Origin of the sequence: Nostoc sp. DedQUE05 (assembly GCF_034530955.1) — a bacterium.
Classification (GTDB): Bacteria; Cyanobacteriota; Cyanobacteriia; order Cyanobacteriales; family Nostocaceae; genus Nostoc.
Window position 1 is genome coordinate 23,111 of the sequence record NZ_JAVRCB010000026.1, and the last position, 24,117, is coordinate 47,227.

23 protein-coding genes, 1 tRNA gene and 1 pseudogene are annotated in these 24,117 nt (G+C 40.3%); 15 read left to right on the plus strand and 10 right to left on the minus strand.

Translation table 11 applies throughout. The features are described from left to right. Positions 1-138: 138 nt before the first annotated feature. Positions 139-960 carry a PD-(D/E)XK nuclease family protein gene (locus tag RMZ42_RS19535; RefSeq protein WP_322672949.1) on the minus strand — a complete coding sequence of 274 codons (822 nt, stop codon included), beginning with the start codon at positions 958-960 and terminating at the stop codon, positions 139-141. A 37-nt stretch (positions 961-997) separates the two neighbouring features. Continuing rightward, a complete protein-coding gene (locus tag RMZ42_RS19540; RefSeq protein ID WP_322672950.1) occupies positions 998-1,201 on the minus strand; it encodes a hypothetical protein in 204 nt (67 codons plus the stop codon). Positions 1,202-1,557: 356 nt separating this feature from the next. Between RMZ42_RS19540 and RMZ42_RS19545 the strand changes: the two genes are divergently transcribed. From RMZ42_RS19545 to RMZ42_RS19555, 3 genes are all read left to right on the plus strand, one after another. Next, positions 1,558-2,655 (plus strand): helix-turn-helix domain-containing protein, encoded by a 1,098-nt coding sequence (locus RMZ42_RS19545; RefSeq protein WP_322672951.1) that lies wholly within the window; start codon positions 1,558-1,560, stop codon positions 2,653-2,655. Between the two features lie 23 nt (positions 2,656-2,678). After that, a complete protein-coding gene (locus tag RMZ42_RS19550) occupies positions 2,679-3,380 on the plus strand; it encodes an ImmA/IrrE family metallo-endopeptidase (protein ID WP_322672952.1) in 702 nt (233 codons plus the stop codon). Positions 3,381-3,459: 79 nt separating this feature from the next. Further along, positions 3,460-4,047, plus strand: a complete 588-nt coding sequence (locus tag RMZ42_RS19555) for a Uma2 family endonuclease (RefSeq protein WP_322672953.1) — start codon at positions 3,460-3,462, stop codon at positions 4,045-4,047. Positions 4,048-4,049: 2 nt separating this feature from the next. Here the strand turns inward: RMZ42_RS19555 and RMZ42_RS19560 are convergent, their stop codons facing one another. The 3 genes from RMZ42_RS19560 to RMZ42_RS19570 all read right to left on the minus strand — a co-directional run bounded on the left by RMZ42_RS19560 (position 4,050) and on the right by RMZ42_RS19570 (position 7,682). Continuing rightward, entirely contained in the window at positions 4,050-5,984 is a 1,935-nt protein-coding gene (locus tag RMZ42_RS19560; RefSeq protein ID WP_322672954.1) for a hypothetical protein, read from the minus strand. Positions 5,985-6,640: 656 nt separating this feature from the next. Then, on the minus strand, positions 6,641-7,045 hold the full coding sequence (locus RMZ42_RS19565; protein ID WP_094352241.1) for an ExbD/TolR family protein: 405 nt from the start codon (positions 7,043-7,045) through the stop codon (positions 6,641-6,643). Then, entirely contained in the window at positions 7,029-7,682 is a 654-nt protein-coding gene (locus tag RMZ42_RS19570) for a MotA/TolQ/ExbB proton channel family protein (protein ID WP_322672955.1), read from the minus strand. The genes RMZ42_RS19565 and RMZ42_RS19570 overlap by 17 nt, the downstream gene beginning before the upstream one ends. Positions 7,683-8,023: 341 nt before the next feature. Here RMZ42_RS19570 and RMZ42_RS19575 point away from each other — a divergent pair, with 341 nt between their 5' ends. After that, positions 8,024-9,562: a TonB family protein gene (locus tag RMZ42_RS19575; RefSeq protein ID WP_322672956.1), complete on the plus strand. Its 1,539-nt coding sequence runs from the start codon at positions 8,024-8,026 to the stop codon at positions 9,560-9,562. A 190-nt stretch (positions 9,563-9,752) separates the two neighbouring features. Here RMZ42_RS19575 and RMZ42_RS19580 read toward each other — a convergent pair whose 3' ends face one another. Beyond that, positions 9,753-9,977 carry a hypothetical protein gene (locus tag RMZ42_RS19580; protein WP_322672957.1) on the minus strand — a complete coding sequence of 75 codons (225 nt, stop codon included), beginning with the start codon at positions 9,975-9,977 and terminating at the stop codon, positions 9,753-9,755. Positions 9,978-10,167: 190 nt separating this feature from the next. On the opposite strand from RMZ42_RS19580, the gene RMZ42_RS19585 reads away from it, so the two are divergent. Further along, complete coding sequence (locus RMZ42_RS19585; protein WP_099099597.1) at positions 10,168-10,413, plus strand: hypothetical protein; 246 nt, start codon at positions 10,168-10,170, stop codon at positions 10,411-10,413. A gap of 10 nt (positions 10,414-10,423) precedes the next feature. Then, complete coding sequence (locus RMZ42_RS19590; protein ID WP_322672958.1) at positions 10,424-11,461, plus strand: hypothetical protein; 1,038 nt, start codon at positions 10,424-10,426, stop codon at positions 11,459-11,461. Positions 11,462-11,550: 89 nt separating this feature from the next. On the opposite strand, the gene ilvA is transcribed toward RMZ42_RS19590, so the two are convergent. Continuing rightward, positions 11,551-13,062, minus strand: a complete 1,512-nt coding sequence (gene ilvA / locus RMZ42_RS19595) for a threonine ammonia-lyase, biosynthetic (protein WP_322672959.1) — start codon at positions 13,060-13,062, stop codon at positions 11,551-11,553. A gap of 534 nt (positions 13,063-13,596) precedes the next feature. On the opposite strand from ilvA, the gene RMZ42_RS19600 reads away from it, so the two are divergent. The 4 genes and pseudogenes from RMZ42_RS19600 (at position 13,597) to RMZ42_RS19615 (ending at position 15,780) form a co-directional block, all read left to right on the plus strand. After that, entirely contained in the window at positions 13,597-13,902 is a 306-nt protein-coding gene (locus tag RMZ42_RS19600) for an RNA-binding protein (RefSeq protein ID WP_322672960.1), read from the plus strand. Between the two features lie 236 nt (positions 13,903-14,138). Continuing rightward, on the plus strand, positions 14,139-15,146 hold the full coding sequence (locus tag RMZ42_RS19605; RefSeq protein ID WP_322672961.1) for an aldo/keto reductase: 1,008 nt from the start codon (positions 14,139-14,141) through the stop codon (positions 15,144-15,146). A 207-nt stretch (positions 15,147-15,353) separates the two neighbouring features. Continuing rightward, positions 15,354-15,596: pseudogene (locus tag RMZ42_RS19610) on the plus strand (tetratricopeptide repeat protein); the annotation flags it as partial. A 1-nt stretch (position 15,597) separates the two neighbouring features. Further along, complete coding sequence (locus RMZ42_RS19615) at positions 15,598-15,780, plus strand: hypothetical protein (RefSeq protein WP_322672962.1); 183 nt, start codon at positions 15,598-15,600, stop codon at positions 15,778-15,780. Positions 15,781-15,963: 183 nt separating this feature from the next. Here the strand turns inward: RMZ42_RS19615 and RMZ42_RS19620 are convergent, their stop codons facing one another. Together RMZ42_RS19620 and RMZ42_RS19625 are read right to left on the minus strand one after the other, a co-directional pair. Then, positions 15,964-16,710 carry a Uma2 family endonuclease gene (locus tag RMZ42_RS19620; protein ID WP_322672963.1) on the minus strand — a complete coding sequence of 249 codons (747 nt, stop codon included), beginning with the start codon at positions 16,708-16,710 and terminating at the stop codon, positions 15,964-15,966. 64 nt (positions 16,711-16,774) lie between these two features. Next, positions 16,775-18,001 (minus strand): hypothetical protein, encoded by a 1,227-nt coding sequence (locus RMZ42_RS19625; RefSeq protein ID WP_322672964.1) that lies wholly within the window; start codon positions 17,999-18,001, stop codon positions 16,775-16,777. Positions 18,002-18,378: 377 nt separating this feature from the next. On the opposite strand from RMZ42_RS19625, the gene RMZ42_RS19630 reads away from it, so the two are divergent. The 5 genes from RMZ42_RS19630 to RMZ42_RS19650 all read left to right on the plus strand — a co-directional run bounded on the left by RMZ42_RS19630 (position 18,379) and on the right by RMZ42_RS19650 (position 22,727). Continuing rightward, positions 18,379-18,969, plus strand: coding sequence for a chromophore lyase CpcT/CpeT (locus RMZ42_RS19630; RefSeq protein ID WP_322672965.1), 591 nt, complete (start codon positions 18,379-18,381; stop codon positions 18,967-18,969). A 236-nt stretch (positions 18,970-19,205) separates the two neighbouring features. Continuing rightward, positions 19,206-19,276 (plus strand) — tRNA-Cys (locus tag RMZ42_RS19635). A 328-nt stretch (positions 19,277-19,604) separates the two neighbouring features. Beyond that, positions 19,605-20,291 (plus strand): tyrosine-type recombinase/integrase, encoded by a 687-nt coding sequence (locus tag RMZ42_RS19640; protein WP_416211825.1) that lies wholly within the window; start codon positions 19,605-19,607, stop codon positions 20,289-20,291. Positions 20,292-20,639: 348 nt separating this feature from the next. After that, a complete protein-coding gene (locus RMZ42_RS19645; protein ID WP_322672967.1) occupies positions 20,640-22,277 on the plus strand; it encodes an AAA family ATPase in 1,638 nt (545 codons plus the stop codon). A 75-nt stretch (positions 22,278-22,352) separates the two neighbouring features. After that, a complete protein-coding gene (locus tag RMZ42_RS19650) occupies positions 22,353-22,727 on the plus strand; it encodes a DUF1257 domain-containing protein (protein WP_322672968.1) in 375 nt (124 codons plus the stop codon). An 82-nt stretch (positions 22,728-22,809) separates the two neighbouring features. Here RMZ42_RS19650 and RMZ42_RS19655 read toward each other — a convergent pair whose 3' ends face one another. Beyond that, a complete protein-coding gene (locus RMZ42_RS19655; RefSeq protein WP_322672969.1) occupies positions 22,810-24,045 on the minus strand; it encodes a WD40 repeat domain-containing protein in 1,236 nt (411 codons plus the stop codon). Positions 24,046-24,117: the final 72 nt, after the last annotated feature.

The following is a 24,117-nucleotide window of genomic DNA, read 5'->3' on the forward strand; positions in this document are numbered from 1 at the left end:
GATTTCCTATTTCAGTATCTAATCTGGGAGTCAGTCGAAAGCAGATTAAGTTAGGTTGAGGAATATTGAGTAAAAATATTTCAGCCAAAAATATTGGGGATATATTAGTTTTTAAGGGAGATTGAAGCACACCAGCAGTCATGTAGAAACCTCTGATATAGTAAATTCACAAATTGAGTTAAACGAACAGTAGCGACAACTTACACCTGGATTTTGGGGAAATATTTGACTGAAATCAGCAGAATTTTTCCGGTAGCGTCTCAATTCCTCTTGATGTCGTTGAGCTATTAAAGCGAGTTCTATCTGAAAGGCCTTAAGAGTGTTAGGTGTTGCGCTGATAGGTTCTGACCAGTTACCATTTTCTAAGTTATAAAAAGACGCTACTGCTTTTTGCTGGGGGTATCGGTAACTAGCAGCTAGTAAATAAATATACCCTTGTCGCCGATCAAAATCAGAGTGGCCAGTTTTGAAATCTAAAATGTGCAAAGTATCATCTTCTTCGGCAAAAATACAGTCAATCGCAGCAAAGAAGTTAAAAGACTGATTGCCCTGCTTAATCAGAATTGGTTCTGGAAAACCCTCATCACCTCGGCTAAGTTGAATAATTTTCTTCTCAGCAAGAATTGGATTTTGCTGGTAGTTTGTCAGTATTTGAAGTACTCGCTGCTGAACCAAATCTGACTCTTTCCGCAATTCCAGAATCTCTATTATTTGTTCTACAGCATCTTCTTGATGTAACATCGGGGAGTTTTCATGAAACTCATAAACCCCCCTTTGTGCTAGTAGTCCAATTCGCTGAGGAGTGCTATCACTTACTAAGATTGCTGCAACCGCAGGTTCTCGCGATCGCGCTTTTGTAAAACCTCGTTTCATGTCACAGTGTAAGTGTTCTTTCCCTATGGGTGGAGAATACTGCAACCATAGGTTGTAACTGGCAAATGGTAGCCAATTTTGGCTCATTGATGTCAAATCCCAGAATTTAGCAGAGAAAAAAATTTTACTTAGTCAGGATTTCGTAGATTGCTGTATATACATCAATCTCGGTGGCGATTTCCAAGGTATGTAAGCCTTCTAGCATCTGTTCCGCAGCCTGTATGAGTTGTGGATTGCGGCTTGATTTTTGAATTTCTTCAAGCAGAACTGGTAGAGGTCTACCAATAGAAAAACTCAGTTGTTCAGGGTTCAACGATTGTTTATTCATGCTTTTGCTCTTGTGTAACGAAATATAACTCAACGAACATCAGTACAACCGCCTGAATTGCCATACAATTTCAACAAGGCAAGATATAAGTTGTTCAGTATTGAACCATATTATGCAAACTGCATAATTATTGTCAACTACTTAATTCAGGCAAAAATAAATGTTGAATTTTATTTTCAACACTGGTATTATCTATCTATGAGTGATTCAAAGGCTAAAAATTTTGGGTAACTTATAGCCCAGCAACTCCTGAAAAGCTTTGTCAAATAAGGCTTTTAGCCTACTATCACTCAAACCGATAGAAGGCTTATTATTATTTATGCTTCAGGAAATGCGTTAGGCAGTTGAATGTGATTATGGATAAGCAAGAGAGTCAGAGTTTTGGCAGGTGTATTTGGCAAGCTCGTAGAAAAAAGGGATTAAGTCAGCGTGAGCTAGCGGTAAAGGTAGGGGTAGACTACACCTATTTGTCCAAGCTAGAAAACGACCACGTTGAACCAAGCGAGAAGGTGATCCGTTCGCTAGCAGAACATCTCAGTTTGAATGCAGAACAGTTGATGTACCTAGCTGGACGCATGACTCAAAATGATTCGGAAGCTTTCGAGCAATTGCTTAAGGTTAACTACAAAGAAATGCCTGCTTTATTTCGTCGAATGAGAGAAAGTCCGGGTATTGATTCTTTAGTTAAAGCAAGAGATGAACAAATTGTAAGATTACAAAAAGAAAATGCTGAGTTAAGAACTAAAGTAGAAAAACTTCAAAAAAAACTTACTTTATTTAAGCCTTATATTTTTTACTCTAAAGAGGAGATAGAAAGGAAAGCTAACGAAATTTTACATAATATGCCAAATTTGCATAATGATGATGCTGCCAAAATACCAATTGATGCTACTAGAGTATGTGATTACTTGAATTTAAGCATCGATATTGAGGAAATATTGCCTGATGAACATGGATTAATAGTAGCTAAAATTTTACCATTAGAAAGAAGAATACTAGTAAACTCAGGTCTTCCAGAAATGCTAGGGACTTTTACGGAGTTTACAATTGCCCACGAAATAGGCCACTGGGTACTTCATATTAACCAGGAAGATGCTGATATTTTATCAGAAGAAATTAACGAAAATAGTGATGATGAGAATCAAGTAATTTTATTCCTATGTCGTAGTGCTAGTAGCCCAATTGATAAATTTGAAGCATTTGAGTGGCAAGCTCAGTATTTTGCTAGTTGTCTATTAATGCCTCGTTATGTTTTACAAGAATTACGTAAAGAACGTGATTTAACTAATTGGAAGCACCTTTTCATAATGGCAAAGGAGCTTGGTGTAACAATATCTAGTCTTATTTATCGGTTACAAAATTTAGGTTGGATTTATATACCTAAAGGTTCTAAGCAAATCTATCCCGGAAAAATAGGATTAGAGACTGAACAGCCAAGAATGTATTATTTATGAGGTAAAAGTGAGGAAAAAATAACGTGAGCATTTTCAATGCATATAGATACTATTCTAAAGCAGAGATTGAGCAGAAAGCTTATGAAGTTCTAGAGAGGATGAAGGCAGAAAATTTTATTCCAAAGTGGCCTTTTGACGCTAGTTGTACTGCTGATGCTTTGGGAATAATGATTGACTGGCAAAGTATACTTCCTGATGATAAAGGAGAAATAGTAGCTAAAATAATTCCTAGAAAAGAACCAAAAATAGTACTTAACAAAAACATACAAAAATTAGAAGAAGAAGGTTTCCAAGCATCTACAATTGCTCATGAGATTGGGCATTGGGTACTTCATATAAACCAAGATGTAGCCAGAGGTTCTGTGCAGCAGTTAGAGCTAACCCTAAGTATTGACTCAATTGAACAACAGTTTCTATGTCGTAATGTTAGTGAGCAGATTTATAAGAGGCGTCCTGAAACTCAGGATGACTGGCGAGAATGGCAAGCTCAGTATTTTGCTAGCTGTCTGTTAATGCCTAGAGAAATTTTGGAAGCTAAACGAAAAGGACGTGATTTAACTAATTGGCATCACCTTTATGCAATCCAAAAGGATATTGGTGTAACCATATCTAATCTTGTTTATCGTTTGCAAGACCTTGGCTGGATTTACATTCCCAAGGGTTCTAAGCAAATATATCCCGGTAAAGCTACACCGAATGGGCAGACAAATTTATTTAATAGGTAAAGTGCGATCGCTCTCCATCATCTCATCATGCGATCGCTTGAAACTACTAAAATAGAAACTAAGATGCTCACAATAGCCTATGAACGCTAAGACAACCACCTTCCCTTCTACACTCAAATTGAAAATTGACTTGACTGATGAGCAATTTTTCCAGATGTGCCAGAAAAACCGCGATTATCGATTTGAGCGTACAGCATCAGGGGAATTATTAATTATGCCACCTACAGGTAGTGATACTGGCAACCGTAACTTTGATATGGTTGTTGAATTAGGAATCTGGAATAAACAAACTAAATTAGGCAAAGGTTTTGATTCTTCAACTGGTTTCACCCTACCTAATAGTGCAGAACGTTCTCCTGATGTTTCTTGGGTGAAAATTGAGCGATGGAATGCTTTAACTCCAGAACAACAAGAAAAATTTGCCCCAATTTGTCCTGATTTTGTAGTAGAGTTGCGTTCTCGTACTGATTCCTTGAAAGAATTGCAAGATAAAATGCAGGAGTATATCGAAAATGGCACTCAATTAGGCTGGTTAATTGACCGGAAAAACAAGCGAGTGGAAATTTATCGTCCAGGTAAAGATGTAGAGATATTAGACAATCCTACTAGTTTATCAGGAGAAAATATACTACCTGGGTTTGTGTTAGATTTACAGCAGATTATGTAATTTTATTGATTAGGATAAATATAGCGCATTTCAAAGCGGCTTTGTTCCCAAATTGGTATTAAAGCCTGTTTAGCAGCATTTAACTGAGCTTGTGAAAAAGATATTTTACCATTTTCTATAATCCAAATAAATATCCGAGTGATTAAATCTGCTTTGAAACTATTCTCGTATTCACTATTATTTATTCTTATTACTTGCCGATCTAAGCAATCTATAGCATATTTAAAAGTCAAGTTTTTCCAGTCTGTGGAATTGCTATAATTTTCTTCTGGCGTATTTTTCCACTCAACTCTTTGCAAATTTCCAAAAATATAGTCTATGCCTGTTATGGAAGAATCTGTGTTACGCACTAAATTTGTATAGGCTTGGTAATATGGCTTCAATAGCGAAGCCGCAATATTTTCCACATAGATATGTAGCCAAGATTGGATGTCACGAAGATAAGGTACTAAATCTTTAATATTATCAATTTCTTTAATCAGCACACGTTCATTTCTGTAATTTGTTATTTTTGCTAGCAATTCAGATTCAGATAATTGAGATTTGTTAGAGTTATAATTAATAACTTTGGGAATATATTTATCTAATAACCATTGTTTGGTATATCTAGCTGTCCAAGTTCCTCTTACTCCAATATCTTGCTGCCAGAAGCTAAATTTAGCTTTTTCTATAGATTGTAAATTAATATCATTTATCTCGTAGATTATATCAATTTGATTACTAGGTAATAAAGAGAAATCTCTGTTAAATTTGGGAAAGATAAATGCACGATCGCGAATTCCTTTACTCACTCGAATTGAGATATTTTTTCTATGAAATAGATGCCATTCTGACTTGCCTTTATTATAATCAAATTCTTTAAAAAACTGTTGCATTAACTCCCATAATTCTTGCCTAACAGAAAAAAGTATAAAACCACGAACTTCTGAAAATTTGATGAATTCAAAATCCCATGTTTCTAAAGCATTTTCAAATTCAATTATTGAGTTTTTATATTTTTGGCAAACTTCATCAATACACAAACACAAGTCTATTGCTTCTAAGTTGGATAAAATGACTGTTATTTGACCCAATTTTACTGTAAAACTATCTTTATCTATCTGTTTTAAAAAACGACGACACCCCCAATCTGGTTGAGTGTGCAATCCAGTCATTAAATGACCTAAAATATCTTGATGATTTAAGTGAATTTTTAAACCTTTAAAAAGAATACTACTGAATTCTATTTGACAATTACCTTCTCCAAAAGCTTTGGGTAAATTACAGGCGATCGCTACTTTTGGTTTAACAACAACTAAGTGGCAGCCTTCTAGTGTTATAGAAGGCTCAAAATCACATTTTTCTAAAAAATACTGTAAATCTGGATGGCGTATAATTAATTTTTCTATTAAGTTACATTTAGAATATGTCAAAATATCGGTTATATTTTTATCAATATTTTTAACTACATCAAAATTTAGTTTATTATAAAACTTTGAGACGATATCGTTATTTTTAAAGGCATCTATATTTAGATCGAATACTAATTCTTCTCGATTATAATCTAGGCGCTGGAAAACCTTAATTTCATATCCATTAGTGACAATAAAAAATAGTGGATTAAAATGATTACTATAAAATTTAGCTTGCTCAATAGCTTTATTTAACTTAGTTTTATGCGGTTCTATCGTTTTTACAAAAATGAGTGATGTATCTGTATTTTGTTTCTTAACATCATCTGTGGCAAAATAAATCTGAGCAATTTCTGGATTTTTGGTGTGTGTTTCTGATTGATATGTTTTCAAAGAGTATTCACGATGACATATCTCTGGATAGCAGAGATAGCGGAACATGGGCAAAATTAACTTTTCTTTTACGTCATCTTCATTGTGTAAAACACGACGATCAAAACCTTGTATCCATGTAATGAATTTTTTAATTGACTCTGGAATAGTCATCAGATAATCTACCTGCTTGTATAAATTTGCTATGCCTTATTTTGTTCGTGTAATTAGCAATTTATCAAGTCAGTTTGGATTATGTCGTGATTCTAGATACTAGAATGGAAGCATTCGGCTGAAACTTAACCTTAGCAAAACCTACATTAATAAAACGTGAGTTCGATGAACCTCTCCCGGACAACCTCCCTCTCCCACGGAGAAAGGGAGGAGCAACGAGAAATTAGGGTTTTGGCTCCCCTCTGGGTGTCCAAGCTACGGTGTATACACAAGTTATCGAATCGCTACTAGTCCTCGAATTACCCCACCCTAACCCTCCCCGTATGTATTGGGGAGGGAACTAGATTTTCCGGTTTCCTCCCAATACATCGGGGGGATTAAGGGGGGTAATTCGACTTGTGTATCACGGTAGGGGTGTCTAAGAGGGGTTGAGGGAGAGGTCAAAAAAGGGCTTGTCGAACTCACGTTAATAAAAGTTACTGCTGTTAGAATTAAATATTTGGTGAAAATTAGCTAGGCAAAATTAATGAATTGTGTATAACAAGGATTTTGGACAACGCATAATTGCTAGAGATGTTTATTAGACAAGAAGGAGTTAGGAGTCAGAATATAGAATTTTCCTGACTCTCTGAACTTCTGATGCCTAATATATCTATTTACTCTCTTTGGGTAGCGATCGCTAATTTAGCTCCCGGAACCTGACGTACCCGATCCATTACCGCTACCACCCGGCCATAATCAACTTTTTCATCAGCATTAATAATCACTAATACTTCCGGGTTAGAACCAACTAAAGTCCGCACTTGCGCTGTTAAATCATCAACTGCAATTGGTTTACGGTTCAGGCTTACCTGTTCTTTTTCATCTACCGTAATGGTAATTTTAGTGGGAACTTGCTGTTGTTTAGCTGTGGCGGCCTTCGGTAAATTGACTGGCAAACCTTCCGAACGTGTTAAAAACAGAGTTGACATGATGAAAAATGTCAAAATTGCAAAAATCACGTCAATCATCGGCACGATGTTGATCTGGAGCGGAAGTTCTGGTTCATCTGGTAGACGCATAGGTTTTTTCTCCTCGTTCATAGCGACGGCGGTAAAGTAATTCTAGCTGTCCCCCATACTCCTGAATTAGTGCAATTTGCCGTTGGTACAATCCCCGGAAGGTATTGGCAAACATGAGTATGAATATAGCAACGATCAATCCTGATGCAGTTGATACTAGAGCCTCACTAATCCCAGCCGTAACACTTGCCGTTTTGCTACCTCCCACATCACCAAGATTTAGGGAAGCAAAAGAAGCTATCAATCCTAATACTGTGCCGAGAAGACCTAACAGTGGTGCCAGACTAATGATTGTCTCAAAAAGGTTTTGGAAACGTTTTAACACAGGTATTTCAGCCTGTGATTCGCTTTCTAACGCCAAACGAAACTCCTCCGGGTTTGGCTCTTCTAATTCTAAAGCCGCCAGAAAAATCCGAGCGAGTGGCAAATCTGCGTTTTTCTGAAGTTTATCCATTGCACCGACAATATTATCGAGACGGTAGAGATTCAAAACATCTCGCACCACCCGGTTTTGACGCTGATTGATTCTTACCCAAAATCTAATCCGCTCGACAATCAGTGCCACACCTACTACCGAAAACGCCAACAGGGGCCACATGACGATACCACCTGCTGCAAATAAATTCTGAATTTCCATGTAGTGCCTCTATAACGTCATCCACAATACAAAATTAGACTACCAGAATCTAGAGAAAAGATGAAACTTATTCTCAACAAAATATAAGATATAATGAGAAATTTTTCAAATGAAACGATCATGATTTTTATTTACTTGTTCGTTTGTTTTACATAAATTAATTTAATTTAATTGCAATAAAAGTTAATTTTGTCCAAAAAGCATGATATTGGTGGTTTAAAAAGATGTTTATCCTAGTCCAGGATTCTGTAAAGCGATCGCAATTAATTTGAATTTTTACTTGATATTTGTAACCTTGCATTCTAAGATAGCTAAATTAGTGAGAATAGGTAGCAATAGCTATGAGCTTTTCTGGCATTACTGTCGAGCAACGTTCCAAAGAAGTTGAGGCTCTCAAGTCTTTTCTGACTTACAGTCTGATAGGTTCACTGGCGCTGCATATCGGCGTACTGTCTTCTGGCATAAGTAATTATTTGACCAGAGTACCTACAGGAGAAGAAGAACCAATAGAGTTGGCGCTCGTGGATGCTCCGACTGCGGAACCAGAAAAACCAATTGCAGAGATTCCAAAAGAAATAAATAAAGAACCAGAGATTGTCCAAAAACAGCCTATAGAAACTCCACCAGTAGAAAAATTTGAACAGATTACAGCAGTCCCTCAGAAGCCACAGGCGATAGATACGCCGCCAAAAGCAATTCCGATCGAGCCGAAAGTTGCTGTGAAATCTGCACCTATTCCACGAGCGGTACCAGAAGTACCTGTGAAATCTGCATCATCCATTCCCCAATCAGCTCCGTCTGAAGATTCCAAAGCAAGTTCACCAGGTGGTGGCGGTGGCGGTGGCGGCGGCGGCGGATCTGGTGTTGGTTTAGGCTCAGGTAGTGGTATTGCTGTAGGTACAAATAGCGGTACTGGCCCTGGCGGAGGTACTGGCACTGGCACCGGCGGTGGCATTGGCAGTGGCACAGGCAGTGGCACTGGTAGCGGCATTGGTAGTGGCACAGGCAGTGGCATCGGTAGTGGAATTGGTAGTGGCAGAGGCAGTGGCATCGGTAGCGGCACTGGTAGCGGCATCGGTAGCGGCACTGGTAGTGGCATCGGTAGTGGCACTGGTAGTGGAATTGGTAGTGGAACAGGAAACCGTCCCACAGTAGCAACAGCGCCTACAACTCCAAAAATTAACAGTTCAGGTAATGGTAATGGTCGTGCAGCCTGCCGCGAATGTAATGCCAAATATCCAGAGGCAGCAAGACGGCGAGGAGTTGAAGGCAGAGTAGAAGTAGCTGTAGATACTGATGCACAAGGTAATGTTACTAATGTGCGGATTGCTCGCTCTAGTGGAAACCGCGACTTGGATGAAGAAACCAAGAGACAAGCGCGTGACTGGAAATTAAAACCCACAGAAGGTGGTAGACAAGGGGTATCTATAGCCACTGAATATGCCATCAAAGGCTCACGGCGATCGCGCCAAGTTCAAGAACGGAGAACACAAAGACAAGCACAAGAGACACAGAGAAGCCAGCAAACAACGGCTGCTAACTCTACACAGGAAACTCCAAGACGTAGGCGCAGAGAGTTGGCACCCCCATCAAGACCAGCAATATCTGGATTTAGTCGGCGACTGGAACCTCAAAGAGCAGAAAGTCCTGCGAGAAACTCATCATCTGAAGCTAGAACAACTCGTACTCAAGGAACTACAAGAGAGTCCCTACGCCGCATCCAGCGCGAGCAAACGACTACCGATTCATCACAAAAGCCACAAACAACCACAAATCGGCGGCGGCGAAGAGATAACGCTAGCCAGAATAAATTGCGGGACTCTTTGCGTCGTTTACGCCAACAACCTCAATCACAACCTGCTACTCCCAGTCAGCAGTAGTCTGTTAAGTTGAAATTCATGGGTTAATAATAAGCGCTTGAGCGCTTAACAAAGGGCTAAAGCTCTGACTACAAAGTTATTGACCCCGTGAAGTTGACTTGACATACTACTAATAGAGGGATCAAACTTATTGAAATCATACTTTGATTAACAACGATCGCCGCCTCCTGTTTTAGGAGGCGGTTGTTCTTTAGACAGGAATGGCTTCATTAAGCATTACCCATCTAGCATGAAGAAGAGGGGTTAGGAGTGCGGTAATTTTATGATGGGCTATTAGAGACACTGGCGATCGCGCCCTTTGCCAATCAATAGTACTGGAAGTAAATAATCCTGGACTTTCCCGATCCATTTTTCTAATCAGGGCAATGGCAATGTAAATTGCTGCGCCTAAAGAATGATAGTAGTGTTTGCTCATCACCAATTATATGCTGAGAGATATAGTCAACGGCTAAATCTCAAATTGCTCATTTGCACTTTATGTCTAGATGTCAAATTCACTGATTTGAATAAAACTTCTACATAAACACACACTGATGCGGTTTGATTTGCTTGAATAGCTATATTGATAGGACATTGATAACGTCGGCAATTCACAATTCCTGATTATGGCAAGTAAATTCATTGATGTTAGAGAATATACTGTCAGGGCGCACAAAAGACAGATTCATACTCGTGTTTTCCAGTTTGTCTGTAAAGAGTGTAACGATCTGACAAAACGCGAGACTTTCGGCCCTCGACCTTTATATTGTGAGAGATGTCGCCCTCCCCAACCGCCTAAGAAATCCCAACCTGCATCTCACAAGGCAAAACCCAGAGCAATGTCTTATAAAAGTGACATCGATTTAAATTGATTAAAGCCCTATGACTCAAAATGGACAATTAGAACCGCCTCCAGAAACCTTTTTCTCACCACTGTTGGAATTACGAGACTATTATGCTCGCCTTACAGAAGAGTATGAACGCCTCTTTGTGCAGGCGCGATCGCAGCTCGACCATGTAGAAGCATTGCTGTCTAACTGGTCTTCTTCTGATACCAACAAGCAGATATCAAGATTAACGGCGGCTGATGAAACCTCAAATCTTTCTGGGGAAAGTTCTCTGCGGTTTTTATCACCCCTTGATGACATCGACAAAATCAACTTGGTGGAGTCTTTAGAGTTAGTAGAAAAAGACTCAGATCAAGTTGAGATAAATAATTCTTTTTCTGCTGTTGATACAAAAGAGAGTCAATCTCAAACGACATCAACAGATCCAAAGATCGCTCCAGAGAACAACGATAGTTCAACGAAGGTAGTGGAAATTCCGATGCTACCTCAGTATCAGCACGCTATCTCGCGAATGGAAGCCATAAAACAGCTATTGCAAGAACAGATAGGTACTGTTTGTCATATCGATTTTATCGTGCGATCGCTTTATGGAGAGTTAGATTCCAATCTATTCAAAGTAGTTAAAGGTAGAGTGCAATCTTCCCTCACCCAAGGCAGAGAAAGGAATTACTGGGTAACTATTCCCGATGAGCCAGGTTGTTATACTCTAGATTTAAGTTTAGTAGCCCCAAGTAATCGCAATGGTGCTTCTAGGAATATCAAGAACAAAAATAAGAAGCCTTTCGTTCCTCCGACAAAAACAGTACCGATGCTCAAAGCCTTTGAGGGCCAATTCTTAATTGATGCCCTCACCTCTCTGTTAAAACAAAATCCAGGTAAAATTTTCAGCGTGGCTGAAGTCATCGCCGGAATTTATGGAGAACTAGATTCTCAGCAAATTAGAGAGATCAAAAATAAGGTGCTGAATGAACTATCTAGAGGCTATCGCACAGGTAGATTCGCTAGGGTTCCTAATCAAATTGGCTTCTATACTTGGGACTCAAATCTGATATTGAAGGGGAGTTCTCGTTAAATTGGGGATTGGGGATTGGGCATTGGGGATTGGGGATTGGGCATTGGGCATTGTTATACTCCCCCTCTGCTCCTCTGCCTCTTCCCCGCCTATCCCAAAAACAGCTTGTATGCCGGATTCTTATTCTCATCCCAATAGCGATAGCCCAGGTTATCGAGAAAAGCTTGCCACTCTTGCATTTCGTGGGGAGGAACCTGGATACCGACAACGATTCGTCCGTAGTCTGAGCCGTTGTTGCGGTAGTGAAAAAGACTAATATTCCAGTCGGGACTCATGGAAGTAACAAATTTCATCAATGCGCCGGGACGTTCGGGAAACTCAAAACGGTAGAGCAATTCATTGTTAGCTAGGGGAGAGTGTCCACCCACCATGTGCCGCAGATGTAGTTTAGTTAGCTCATCGTCCGTTAAATCAAGGGTTTCAAATCCATGAGCTTCAAAGATTTCTACCATCTTGACAGCATCAGCACGGTTTTGAATTTGCACGCCGACAAAAATATGGGCTGTTTTTTCGTCAGCAATGCGATAATTAAACTCTGTCAGATTGCGGTTGCCAATACATTCACAAAACTGGCGAATACTTCCCCGTTCCTCTGGAATTGTGACTGCAAAGATTGCTTCGCGGCGTTCGCCTAACTCTGCGCGTTCTGCGACAAAGCGGAGGCGATCGAAATTCATGTTTGCACCACAGGCAACAGCAATTAAAGTTTGTCCCTCGATTTGTTCTCTTTCGGCGTAGGCTTTGGCGGCTGCGATCGCTAATGCACCAGCTGGTTCTAAAATGGATCGCGTATCCTCAAACACGTCTTTGATCGCAGCGCAAGTATCATCTGTACCCACCAAAATAATTTCATCTACATACTGCTGACATAAACGGAAGGTTTCTTCACCTACTTCTCGCACCGCTACGCCATCAGCAAATAACCCCACTTGAGACAAGCGCACTCGATGTCCAGCTTTAAGTGATTGAGACATGGCATCAGCATCTACTGGTTCAACACCAATAATTTTGATTTCGGGACGCAATCGTTTTACATAAGCCCCAATCCCAGAAATTAATCCGCCGCCTCCAATTGCCACAAAAATTGCATGGATGGGTTGCTGATATTGCCGTAAAATTTCCATCCCAATTGTTCCTTGTCCAGCAATTACATGGGGATCGTCAAAGGGATGAATAAAAGTCAATCCTTTTTCTATTTCTAATTCACGGGCATAGCTATAAGCATCGTCATAAGTGTTTCCATGTAACACCACTGCTGTGCCCCTCATTCTCACCGCATCTACCTTCACTTGGGGTGTGGTTACTGGCATGACGATAATCGCTCTGGTTCCCAAACGATTGGCTGCCAGGGCGACTCCCTGAGCATGGTTTCCCGCAGATGCGGCAATTACACCCTGCGCCAATATATCTGGGGGCAGTTGCACCATTTTGTTATAAGCACCCCGCAGTTTAAAGGAAAATACTGACTGCATATCCTCACGTTTCAACAGGAGTTGATTATTCAGCCGCGCAGACAAATTTTGAGCATACTCGAGTGGTGTTTCCTGGGCAACATCATATACACGGGCAGTCAGGATTTGGATGAGGTAGTCGCAAAACATGGGCGTCAAGGTGTTAGCAAATGCTGGATGGAAACTAATTTTACGTTACAAGCGATCGCACTGGTTTTATTGATTTGTTCTCTCTCGAAATTTTGATCGAACAAAATCTAAAAATTACCAATTAATATTCTTTGAAGATAAATTAAGTTCAGTGATGAAAATTTTTTGATTGCTGCATATTTCATGCGATCGTTGCTAGGTTGATTTGAAACTAGTAGTACGCCAAGGCATTGCAAGCGGGGTAAAGGGGAAGGGGAAAGGGACTCATGTTTTTTATCCCTTACCCTTTACCCTTTACCCTTTACCCAACCTCCACCTAACATTTTTGGGTTGCCAGACTACTAGTTTTGCCAACTATCTGAGTACTTAGATCGACAGATTAAGTATAGTGTTACTTAAAAACATAACTTCTCCATTTATGTTAAAGTATGCATGGAAGATGAAATTCGGCTGTACAGTTTGTTTTTATGTATATTTGTATTACAGACCTCTCCGGATCTAAATCTCTACACCCTCTGATTCTGGAGACATTCTATGTCAATTTACGTCGGCAATCTATCTTATGAGGTTAAAGAAGATGACCTCCGGCAAGTCTTTGCAGAATATGGAACTGTAAAAAATGTTCAATTGCCTGTCGATCGAGAAACAGGTCGGATGAGAGGTTTCGGGTTTGTGGAATTGGAATCAGACGCACAAGAACAAGCGGCAATTGATGCCCTTGATAAAGCTGAATGGATGGGTCGAAGCTTAAAAGTTAATAAAGCCAAACCCAAAACAGAGGGCGGTTCCTCTGGTGGTAGACGAGGAAACTATGGTGGTGGTGGTGGTGGCCGCTATTAAGGTCTAAAACCAAAAATTTAACTCTCAGGTCTTAAGGGGCAGACAAGGAGTCTGCCTTTTTTGTGCTTCGGTTAAACGAAGAAAAACAGAGATAAAAATTATTTTCTACAACCTCCTGCCTCCGACCTCCTACTTCCAACCTCCTGCCCCCTGCCCCCTGCCTCCTGCCTTTCTTTAATAAATGATTTCTACTATATATGCCTGATAATTAATAAGGCAATCTACAAATAGCAAAGATGCAGACTCTCCAAAAACTCTCACTCCCAAGCATGGGCTGCGGTACTTGGGCTTGGGGCAACCAACTGCTTTGGGGATATGACGAAAGTATGGATGAGCAGTTGCAAGCCGTCTTTAACCTTTGTGTCAGCAACGGTGTAACTTTATTTGATACAGGTGATTCTTACGGAACAGGGAAATTGAATGGTCGCAGCGAGTTGCTTCTGGGACGATTTAACCGAGAATATGTAGGTTCAGGCAAAGAAAATATTTGTATTGCAACTAAGCTTGCTGCTTACCCGTGGAGATGGACGCGTCAATCAATGGTAAAGGCTTGCCAGTCATCTGCTCAACGCCTGGGAAAAAATGTTGATTTGGTACAGATGCATTGGTCAACAGCAAACTATGCTCCTTGGCAAGAGGAAGGACTTTTAGATGGTCTTGCCGATTTGTATGAGCAAAGACTGGTTAAGGGCGTGGGATTATCCAATTATGGGCCGAAACGGCTGATGCGAGTGCAGAAAAAATTCGCCCAACGAGGCGTTCCGATTACAAGTTTGCAAGTTCAATACTCTCTATTGTCTACATATCCTGTCACTCAACTCAAGCTCAAAGACCTTTGTGATGAATTGGATATTAAATTGATTGCCTACAGCCCTCTAGCTTTGGGACTACTAACAGGAAAATACTCTGAGCAAGGCCCTTTGCCTAAAGGCATTCGAGGTCTGTTATTTAAGCAAATATTATCAGGAATGCGTAAAAGCAAAGCGGCTTCTGCTGGTAAATCGCTTTTGGAATGTTTGCGAGAAGTGGCACAATTTAGAAACAAAACTATGTCACAAGTAGCAATTAATTGGTGCATCTGTAAAGGAACTATTCCTATCCCTGGAGCAAAGAGCGTGGAACAAGCGAAAGAGAATCTTGGGGCGTTGGGTTGGCAATTAAACGCTGGTGAGATTGCAGAGTTGGATAAGGCGGCGGCGAATGCAGACAAAAAAATGGTACAAAATATCTTTCAAACGAAGTGAAATTTCAATGTCGCTGAATTTAAAAAGTCTTAAATGTAACGATAGCGCCAGCAATATCAACGAAAATCGTAGTGGTGGTAACTAAACTCGTTATTTTACTAACAAATTGGTAATATTGTAACAAAAATAATCATGTTTGTCACAAAAATCGTAGTGGTAGTAACTAAACTCGTTATTTTAGTAACTTAAAGCGCGATGTTAGTAGCGCTGTTTGCTGGCGACCATCCCGATGTGGCTAGTAGCTTGAATAATTTAGCTTTACTCCACAAAAGCCAAGGGCGGTACAGCGATGCCGAACCACTATACAGTGATGCTTTGGCAATGACAAAGCGCCTGTTTGCTGGCGACCATCCCAATGTGGCATTAAGCTTGAACAATTTAGCTTTACTCCACAAAAGCCAAGGGCGGTACAGCGATGCCGAACCACTATACAGTGATGCTTTGGCAATGTGTGAACATAGACTGTGGTAAGCGATCGCCTTTTACAATTGGAGTATTAATTGTATTTACATATATGAACTTTCCTCCCCAACTCCAACAAAAGATTGAAAAATGGGCAAGTAGTCAGGGAATTTCGACTGAGCAGTTTATTTTGCAAGCTATTACAGAAAAAATTGATACGCTGAGTCAATAAATCACTGAAGAACATACTCAACAAAACTCTGAGATAGCTAATATACTGCCCCTTAACCAACCAAACATTTATCGAAAAGAAGGGATTTTAGTTGTAGAGGCAGAATTACCAGAAAACTTTGATGTTAATGCTTTTATAGATGAGTTGAGAGAAGAACGCATTCAAAATCAAATCTTCTAAGTTCTACATTTCTATCTCAGATACATTCAAGCCTGTTAATCTCGCTACCTGTTCTATTGGCATTCCAGACTCAAGTAAGTTGCGTGCAGTTTGCAATAACTGCGATTCTGCTTTGTCTGCCCTTTGACGTTCCTTTTCTTCAGGAGTTGGTAGTAATTCTCCTGCCAAATTTGCCCAGCGTAACCAAGTAGCATCAATACCTTTATAACTTCCCTGCCACAACTGCAATCCTAACCCTAAAGATTGGCTCACTAACTGATTTTGAGCATTGACTGCAATAGGTTGATAAGCTCCTTTTTCATTAGAGAAACCAGCCAAATCATCAGGGTTAAAAGGGTCATACCAGAAATATTCTGGTACACGCATTTTATTTTGATAAATCAGCTTTTTCTCATTTTTATCTGCTTGGGCTGTGCTGTCAGAAAGCAATTCAATGACTACATCTGGTGCTTTCTCCTCTTCCCAAACCACCCAACTGCGACGTTCTCTTTTCGGGACTCCCAACACAGCAAAAAAATCTGGCCCTTTAAAGTCTTTGTTTCGTGCTTGGGCCAGACTGTAGTAAACAAACATATTACCGCCGATAAACCCATCCTCTCGTTCTTCCAACCAAGGTATCAGAGCATCTATCAGCAAATCCATCTGGGTTTTATGTCGTGCGCTTTCCATCGGAATACCGTCATCGTATGGTAATTCTGCTTGGGTGGGTGGGAGTTGAATATCTGGTGCAGCTAGGGTGGTTTCTGACATAGCTTTTCACCTTGGGGGTAAGCGTAGCGGGTATTTTTATGTTAAGCGATCGCAGAAATTTCAGTTAATTTGCGTTCGACAGTTTTTTAATTTGCCCAGTAAAGTATGCTTCTTCATGTTTGAGTTGTTGCGCCAGTTTTAACCCTTGTTGAAAAGCTGTTAATGCTTGAGGAAATTCTTTGCGTTCTAGATACAATTGCCCAATTTGGTCATAAGCTTGCATCATTCCGTAAAAGTTGGCAGCTTGCGCCTGTATCTGCACTAGAATTTCACTAGCCTGCAAAGCCTCTTCTGTTTGTCCTTGGGAACGATACAACGCAATTAACTTTTGCAAAGCATCAGCAGCCCGAACGTATTCTTTTAATTGCCAAGCAGTGGTATAAGCTTCTTGATAATTATTAAAAGCTTCTAGCAGTAAATTAGGATCTTTCTTAGCTAGAGATTCGTAATCTGAAGCGATCGCTAGCTTTAATTCTAGTATTTCTGTAAGCTTATTTTCATTGGCATAAATTTCTACTAGTTTGTTAAGTACATTTAATGACTGCTGCGGTTGGTTTGTCTGCTCGTAAATATAAGCCAATTGTTGCAGATATGTTACTTCATTTACGCGATCGCCTTGGGATGTAGCGAAACTCAACAATTCCTCATAGATTGGTGCCGCTTTGCGATAATCAAACCAACTCAAATGCAGTTCTCCAATTGTTTTGAGGGTTTCTAATACCGCTGTCTGGTCTTGTTGTTGTCGCACTACTAGCAAAACTTGGTTGTAAGCTTCTATAGCTAGTTTAGACAATCGCACATTTTTGTAAGCTTCACCTAGCGATCGCCACAATTCTAAATCGATTGGGGCAGCTTTTTTCTGAGATTGGGCTTGTTTTTGAATTGTTTGCAATCGTTCCGTTATATATTGTACTTCTTGTCCGTCGTTTAGCTTCCAAGCGATCGCGCCAACTCGTGATAATGCTTGCACTTCTGCTAATGAACCTAAAAAGCGCCGCAAACGTAATTCTCGGTTCCAAATTTCAAACGCCGCCACCTGTTCACCTGCTTGTAGTTTCGCCGCCGCTTCTTGATTTAGGGCATCTAACGCTGGTTCTAACTTTTGCCGTTCTTGGGGAGTTAACGGCTGTTTATCCTTGGGCGATCGCGGTGACAGTGGATCGGGTGTGGTAATCTCTAGAGGGTTGGGAGGAAATTCATCGGGTGGTTTCGGCGGTTTACTCGCTGCCAGTGTTAAAGAATTGCTAAAGAGTATAGTGGCAGTAGCGATCGCAATTAAGTGCCTGAGCATGAGTACTTTACTTTGCCTTGAGTGATTTGCATGAGATAATTAACAATTATCCCCATGCCTATTATTGACTAACTATTCTCCTGCTTTTCTCCAGGTTTACAAGAAAAGCCTACCTGAGAGCAATCTGGCTTCAGCACACAGAGAAAAGATAGCGTGCGGATTTTGCCAAAATAAATGCTTAACGAGTTCTAGTTGTTAGGTACAAGATGTAAAGTTTTACTTGTACTCAAGCGGCTAATTTTCTTCAATCAGAGCATCTATCCTAGATATATTTTAAAAATTGCGATAAAAATTGCGATCGCAGCCAGGATTTTTGAGCCAGGGGAGTGTCAAAATAATCCTAGATCGTATTTAAGTAACTAGTCAATCGTTTTGTAATGACTCATTCTACTGATATCGCCACCTTAGCTCGCTGGATGGCAGCTGACTTTAGCAATCAAGAACAAGCTTTTGAAAATCCGCCTTTTTATGCTCATATCCGCGTCTGTATCCGTCCCCTTCCCTTAGAATTGTTCTCAGGGGTAAGTTTGTTTCTCGAACAAGCTTATGATTTTGCGCTCAATCAACCCTACCGGATGCGGGTAATGAAGTTAATTCCGGCAGAAAACCACATTGCGATTGAACACTACACCGTTAAACAAGAAGAGAAATTTTACGGTGCATCTCGCGAACCCGAACGCCTCAAAGAGTTGTCTCTTGACCAATTGGAAAAAATGCCAGGTTGCAACATGATTGTAGAGTGGACAGGTAAAAGCTTCAAAGGCAGAGTTGAACCTGGTAAAGGCTGCATAGTGTTTCGCGACGGCAAAAATACTTATCTAGATAACGAATTTGAGATTGACGCTAAAGAATTTTTCAGCCTCGACAGGGGAAGAGATTTAGACACCGATGAACGTCTCTGGGGTTCTATCGCTGGCCCATTTCACTTTCTGCGCTGGGGTAATTTTGCCGATGAAGTAAAGGTGTAACAAGTTAAGAGTGAGGAGTTACAAATCTCTTTAATCAGCTAAGATTTGTTTGTGCTGCGATCGACTTGCAATCAAAATTTTCTCGCGATCGCCTAAAGCCTACCAAAAACATCCAGTTAACCTACTATCTCTACCTCAAAATCCTATGCTATCATGGTTTAACTAGCGTCCTATGACTGCTAAATAGCTGCTAAGATACCTTAGCAACATAAAAGTAGTTCAGGGAATCTTGCTGTGGCGGCATAGCCAAGTGGTAAGGCAGAGGTCTGCAAAACCTCCACCCCCGGTTCAAATCCGGGTGCCGCCTTTAAAGAAATATAAGCATTACAGGGTTTTCAAGCCCTTTTTTATTGGGCGTTAAAAGCTTGTTTTCAAAGCCTTTAGAGATTTTTGGGGTTATTTTGGGTAGTTTGGGTAAAGAACTGGGGTAAAACTGGGGTAAAAATGTAAGGTAGAGGTTTTTACCCCAATAAGTATTTCTGGGGTAAAACTGGGGTAAAGCGAAAGGATAAAGGTCTTTACCCCAGTTAATTACCCTTATGGAATCTCAAAAATCTCAAAGTATTGCCCGTCGGGGTTCAGTATAGATTAAGAACTCTAACGGCAGGCTCCAATTAGTTTTTTCTCGTCCTATTATTACTCCGACTGGAGAGCTAAAAACCAAGCGTTTCTATCTTTCAACAAGGCACGACGATACACCTTTTGGAAGACATCAAGCATCGGCTTTGGCGACAAAAATCCAGAGAGATATTGACTATGGAGAGTTTGATGCCAGTTTAGTTAAGTACAAACCAGCAGCGTCATTAAGCACCGTTACCCCAATTACACCTTCACCTAAACCCCAACCAGACTTGGGAGAATTATGGGAAAAATACACTGAATTTAAAAAACCACAGGTTAGTCCTTCTACTTATGCAGTTGACTACCGCAAGTATCGCAATCACATTGCTAAGTTAGCAACTAAAACTTTAGATGATGCGATCGCAATTCGAGACTATTTACTTGCAAATCTCAGTGCTAATGCAGCTAAACGTACTTTGACAAATATAAATGCTTGCTGTGATTGGGCACTTAAAAGTCAGCTAATTAAATCCAATCCCTTTCAAAGTATGGCAAAAGATATTCAGATGCCGAAGTCGGAATCGGCAGAATATGAAATCAATCCTTTTACTAAGGAAGAACGGGATAGCATAATTCAAGCGTTCGAGGAGAGTAAACTCTACAGCTACTATGCTCCTTTAGTAAAATTATTATTTTTTACTGGGTGCAGACCATCAGAAGCGATCGCTCTACAATGGAAGCATATCAGTGATAAATACTAAAAAGTCGAATCCGCAAAAAACTGGAGCAGTTTGATTGTTTACGAGACGCCATTGAAGATGTCTTGCATTTTGCGTCCTAACCATCTTGGCGCTTGCTATAGTATCTTTGGAAAGGATATAGTATTAATTAAGACTAATCAATTACTAGTACAGCACGGCAGAAATAAACATACCCTTCGGGTGACGCTCCTGCGTCGCTAACGCTACGCTAACACCAGTCGCCTGCGGAGGGAAACCCTCCCGCAGCGCTGGTTCACCATTTCAAATAGCGCAAAAGCGCAAAGATAAGAGTTTTAAACAGCGCTAAAAACTCTTTTTCTTATACCCTAATACCCATTTTCAAGCGAAATGAACAATTTTCATCAATATGGAAAAGGAGATGCAACTCATAACAGCGAGAATCAGCAATACACCTCCTTAGTAGAGCAACTTGATTTGATGATTCGGGCACGGTATCCCTTACTGTATGTGATTTCCGTTGAAGAAGAACCTGTGGAAGAAGTGTTGCAGCAAGTTGCATTACGTTCTGTGCCCAAACGACAGCTTTTATTTTGGGATATTGTCCGGGGTTGGAGTGACAATGGTGCAGATAAAGGTTCGGTGATGGCGGCGTTAGGGCGAATTGGCAAAGCTGATGCCCAAATACCTGCGATGTTTGTACTGCGGGATTTGCATCCATTTGTGAAAAATCCGACGACTGAGAAAAATGCCCCAATTGTGCGAGAGTTGCGAAACTTGACGCGGGAGTTAAAGCGATCGCGTAAAATTATCGTTACCACCAGCCATACTTTAGAACTTCCCGACGAGTTACTGCAAGAAGTGACAGTAGTGGATTTTCCCTTACCTAGCGTTGGCGAAATAGATAATTTAATCCAACAGTTAGTAGTACCAGATAAATTAAATGTTTCTGGTTTGGCGCGAGAACAGTTAGTTAAAGCCTGTCAAGGTTTAAGCCGCACCCGAATTTCTAGAGTATTGGCAAAAGCTCTAGCAGCCAAACAACAAGTAAATGAGTCTGACATTGACGGCGTATTGGAAGAGAAAAAGCAAGCAATCCGCCAAACTGGGATTTTAGAATTTTTCACACCCCAAGAATCACTCAAACGAGTTGGTGGATTAGATCAACTCAAACAATGGGTACTAATGCGCCAAGATGCTTTTACCGAAGAAGCCAGACGCTACGGTATTCCTAACCCCAAAGGGATGTTACTTGTGGGCATTCAGGGAACAGGTAAATCTCTTTGGGCCAAGACAATTGCCCATGAATGGCGTTTACCTTTATTAAGATTAGATTCTGGGCGTTTATTTGGTGGGATTGTCGGCGAAAGTGAAAGCCGCGTGCGCCAAATGATTCAGCTAACTGAAGCAATGGCACCCTGCGTTTTGTGGATTGATGAAATTGATAAAGCCTTTGGCAATATTACCAGTAGCATTGATGGGGATTCGGGGACATCGCGCCGCGTGTTTGGCAGTTTGATTACCTGGATGCAAGAGAAAACCGCGAGTGTGTTTATTGTCGCCACCGCAAATAACGTCAAAATATTACCAGCCGAGTTGTTGCGGAAAGGAAGATTTGATGAAATTTTCTTTTTGAATTTACCTACAGAAACCGAACGCCAAGAGATTTTTAAAGTGCATTTGCAACGGTTACGCCCGAATCGGCTGCGAGAATTTAACTTAGCTTTGTTAGCTAAACAGAGTCTCAATTTTAGCGGTGCGGAAATTGAGCAGGTAATCGTTGATGCCATGCACCAAGCATTTTCCACAAGAATTGAGGGACAGCGCCGAGACTTTAATACAGAAGATATTTTACAGGCTGTAGCGCAGACAGTGCCACTAGCTGCGATCGCGCATGAACAAATTGAAGCATTAAAGCAATGGGCAGCACAAGCAGGTGCTAGAACCGCCTCCAATGATGTGCTGTTGGTAGAAGAATTAAAACAATACTCAACTGAACAAGGAATAGGCCCTTTAGAAGTCGATTAAAATAGAAAAAATACGTGTTTCCTGCGCCTCGTTATTTAATCCAAAATCCCAAATCTTAAATCCCAAATTGGTATTATGTCTCATTTCACAACTATCAAAGTCCAAATCAAACACGGTGAAATTCTGCATCAAGTTTTGCAAGAATTAAACTATCAAGTTGAATGCAACACGAATGTACGCGGATATCAAGGCGATACGACTCAAGCCGAGTATGTGATTCGCCAGAAGAATGGTTATGATTTAGGTTTTCGCCGCAGTGGTGAAAATTACGAAATAGTTGCAGACTTTTGGGGAGCAAAAATTAATCAACAGCAGTTTGTTAACTCCATCAGCCAAAAATATGCTCATAAAACCTTGATGGCAACGGTGCAAGAACAAGGTTTTAATGTGGAGGATGAAGAAGTATTAGCAGATGGAACTGTGCGAGTAGTTGTAGGGCGTTGGGTGTAAAAAAGTGCTTGGGCTGGGCATCTTTCCCAGCCTAGATAGTTAACCTCTTGCAAAAGTCCTAATTACGAATTATGAATTAGTATTACTCTGGTATACCCCAAATTTTAATAGTTCTATCAATGCTTCCGCTAACAACAGTTTTTCCATCAGGACTCACAGCAATAGACATAACATTAGCTGAATGCCCTTCTAAGTCCTGAATTTCTTCACCTGTAAGCAAATTCCAAATTTTAATAATGCCATTATTTAAACCTCCAAAGAAAGCTTCACCATCTTTACTAACAGATATTGAGTGAATCTTATTATCTGCTTCCAGGGTAAGTGTATAAATTTTCTCTCTTTTTTCTATATCCCAAACATCAACCTGATTTTCTCCTCCAGCAATAGCAATTGTTCCATCTGGACTGATAGCAACACAAGAAAGTCCTGGTACATAATTATTTAAACCCAATGTTTCGTTTCCTAGAGTTGTAATTTGTTGTCTTTGCTTCCAATTCCAAACTTTTATTGCCCTATCAATAGCACTACCACTAATCAAAATCTTCCCATCAATACTAAGGGAAACCTTAACAGTATTCATTCCCCAAACGTAACAAGGATGCTCTCCCAAAACATCATATTTTCCTGAACGGGGTTGTTCCCAAACATAAATCAATTTATCTTGACTACCACTAATTAGAGTGCCATCAGGAGCAACAGCAAGAGATAAAACAGCATCAAAATGCCCTTTAAGTGTACGAATTTCTTGCTGATTTTGTAAATTCCAAATTTTTATTTCATTCCAATTATTGCTATACAAAGTTTTTCCATCTGGACTGAACGCAAGGGCATAAAGAGATGATAAACCTTCACCTAATGTGGAAATTAATTGGCTGGTTTGAATATTCCATAATTTGATAGTTTTATCATGGCTTCCACTCGCAATAGTTTGTCCATTGGGACTAAATGCTATTCCATATACATCAGATGTATGTCCGGTTAAAGTAGTTAAACATTCAAAAAATTTATAATGGTATGGATTGAAAGCTGCAATAACCTGTTCAACACCAGCTTCTTTTCTTTTATGTAATAACTTATATGCTACCGCTTTTAACTGTACTGATTCATTCTGTAAACTTTGAATGACTAACTCTAAGCCTGCGTCACCATAGTTGATAGCTTCAGTGAGTGCAGCCATTTTTGCTTCTAAATTATTACTTAAAAGACGACGCTTAACGCCTTCGATTCCGCCTAGAACTACACCGGAAACTGGAGGTGGTGCTTGTCCACCAAGTACAGCATCATATTCTTGCGGTTGATTGGGATTATTTGGCATCATTCTCTTCCTCGACTCTAATACCAGTGTTCCCAATTCAGGAAATGCGATCGCACTTATTTGGAATCGCACCTA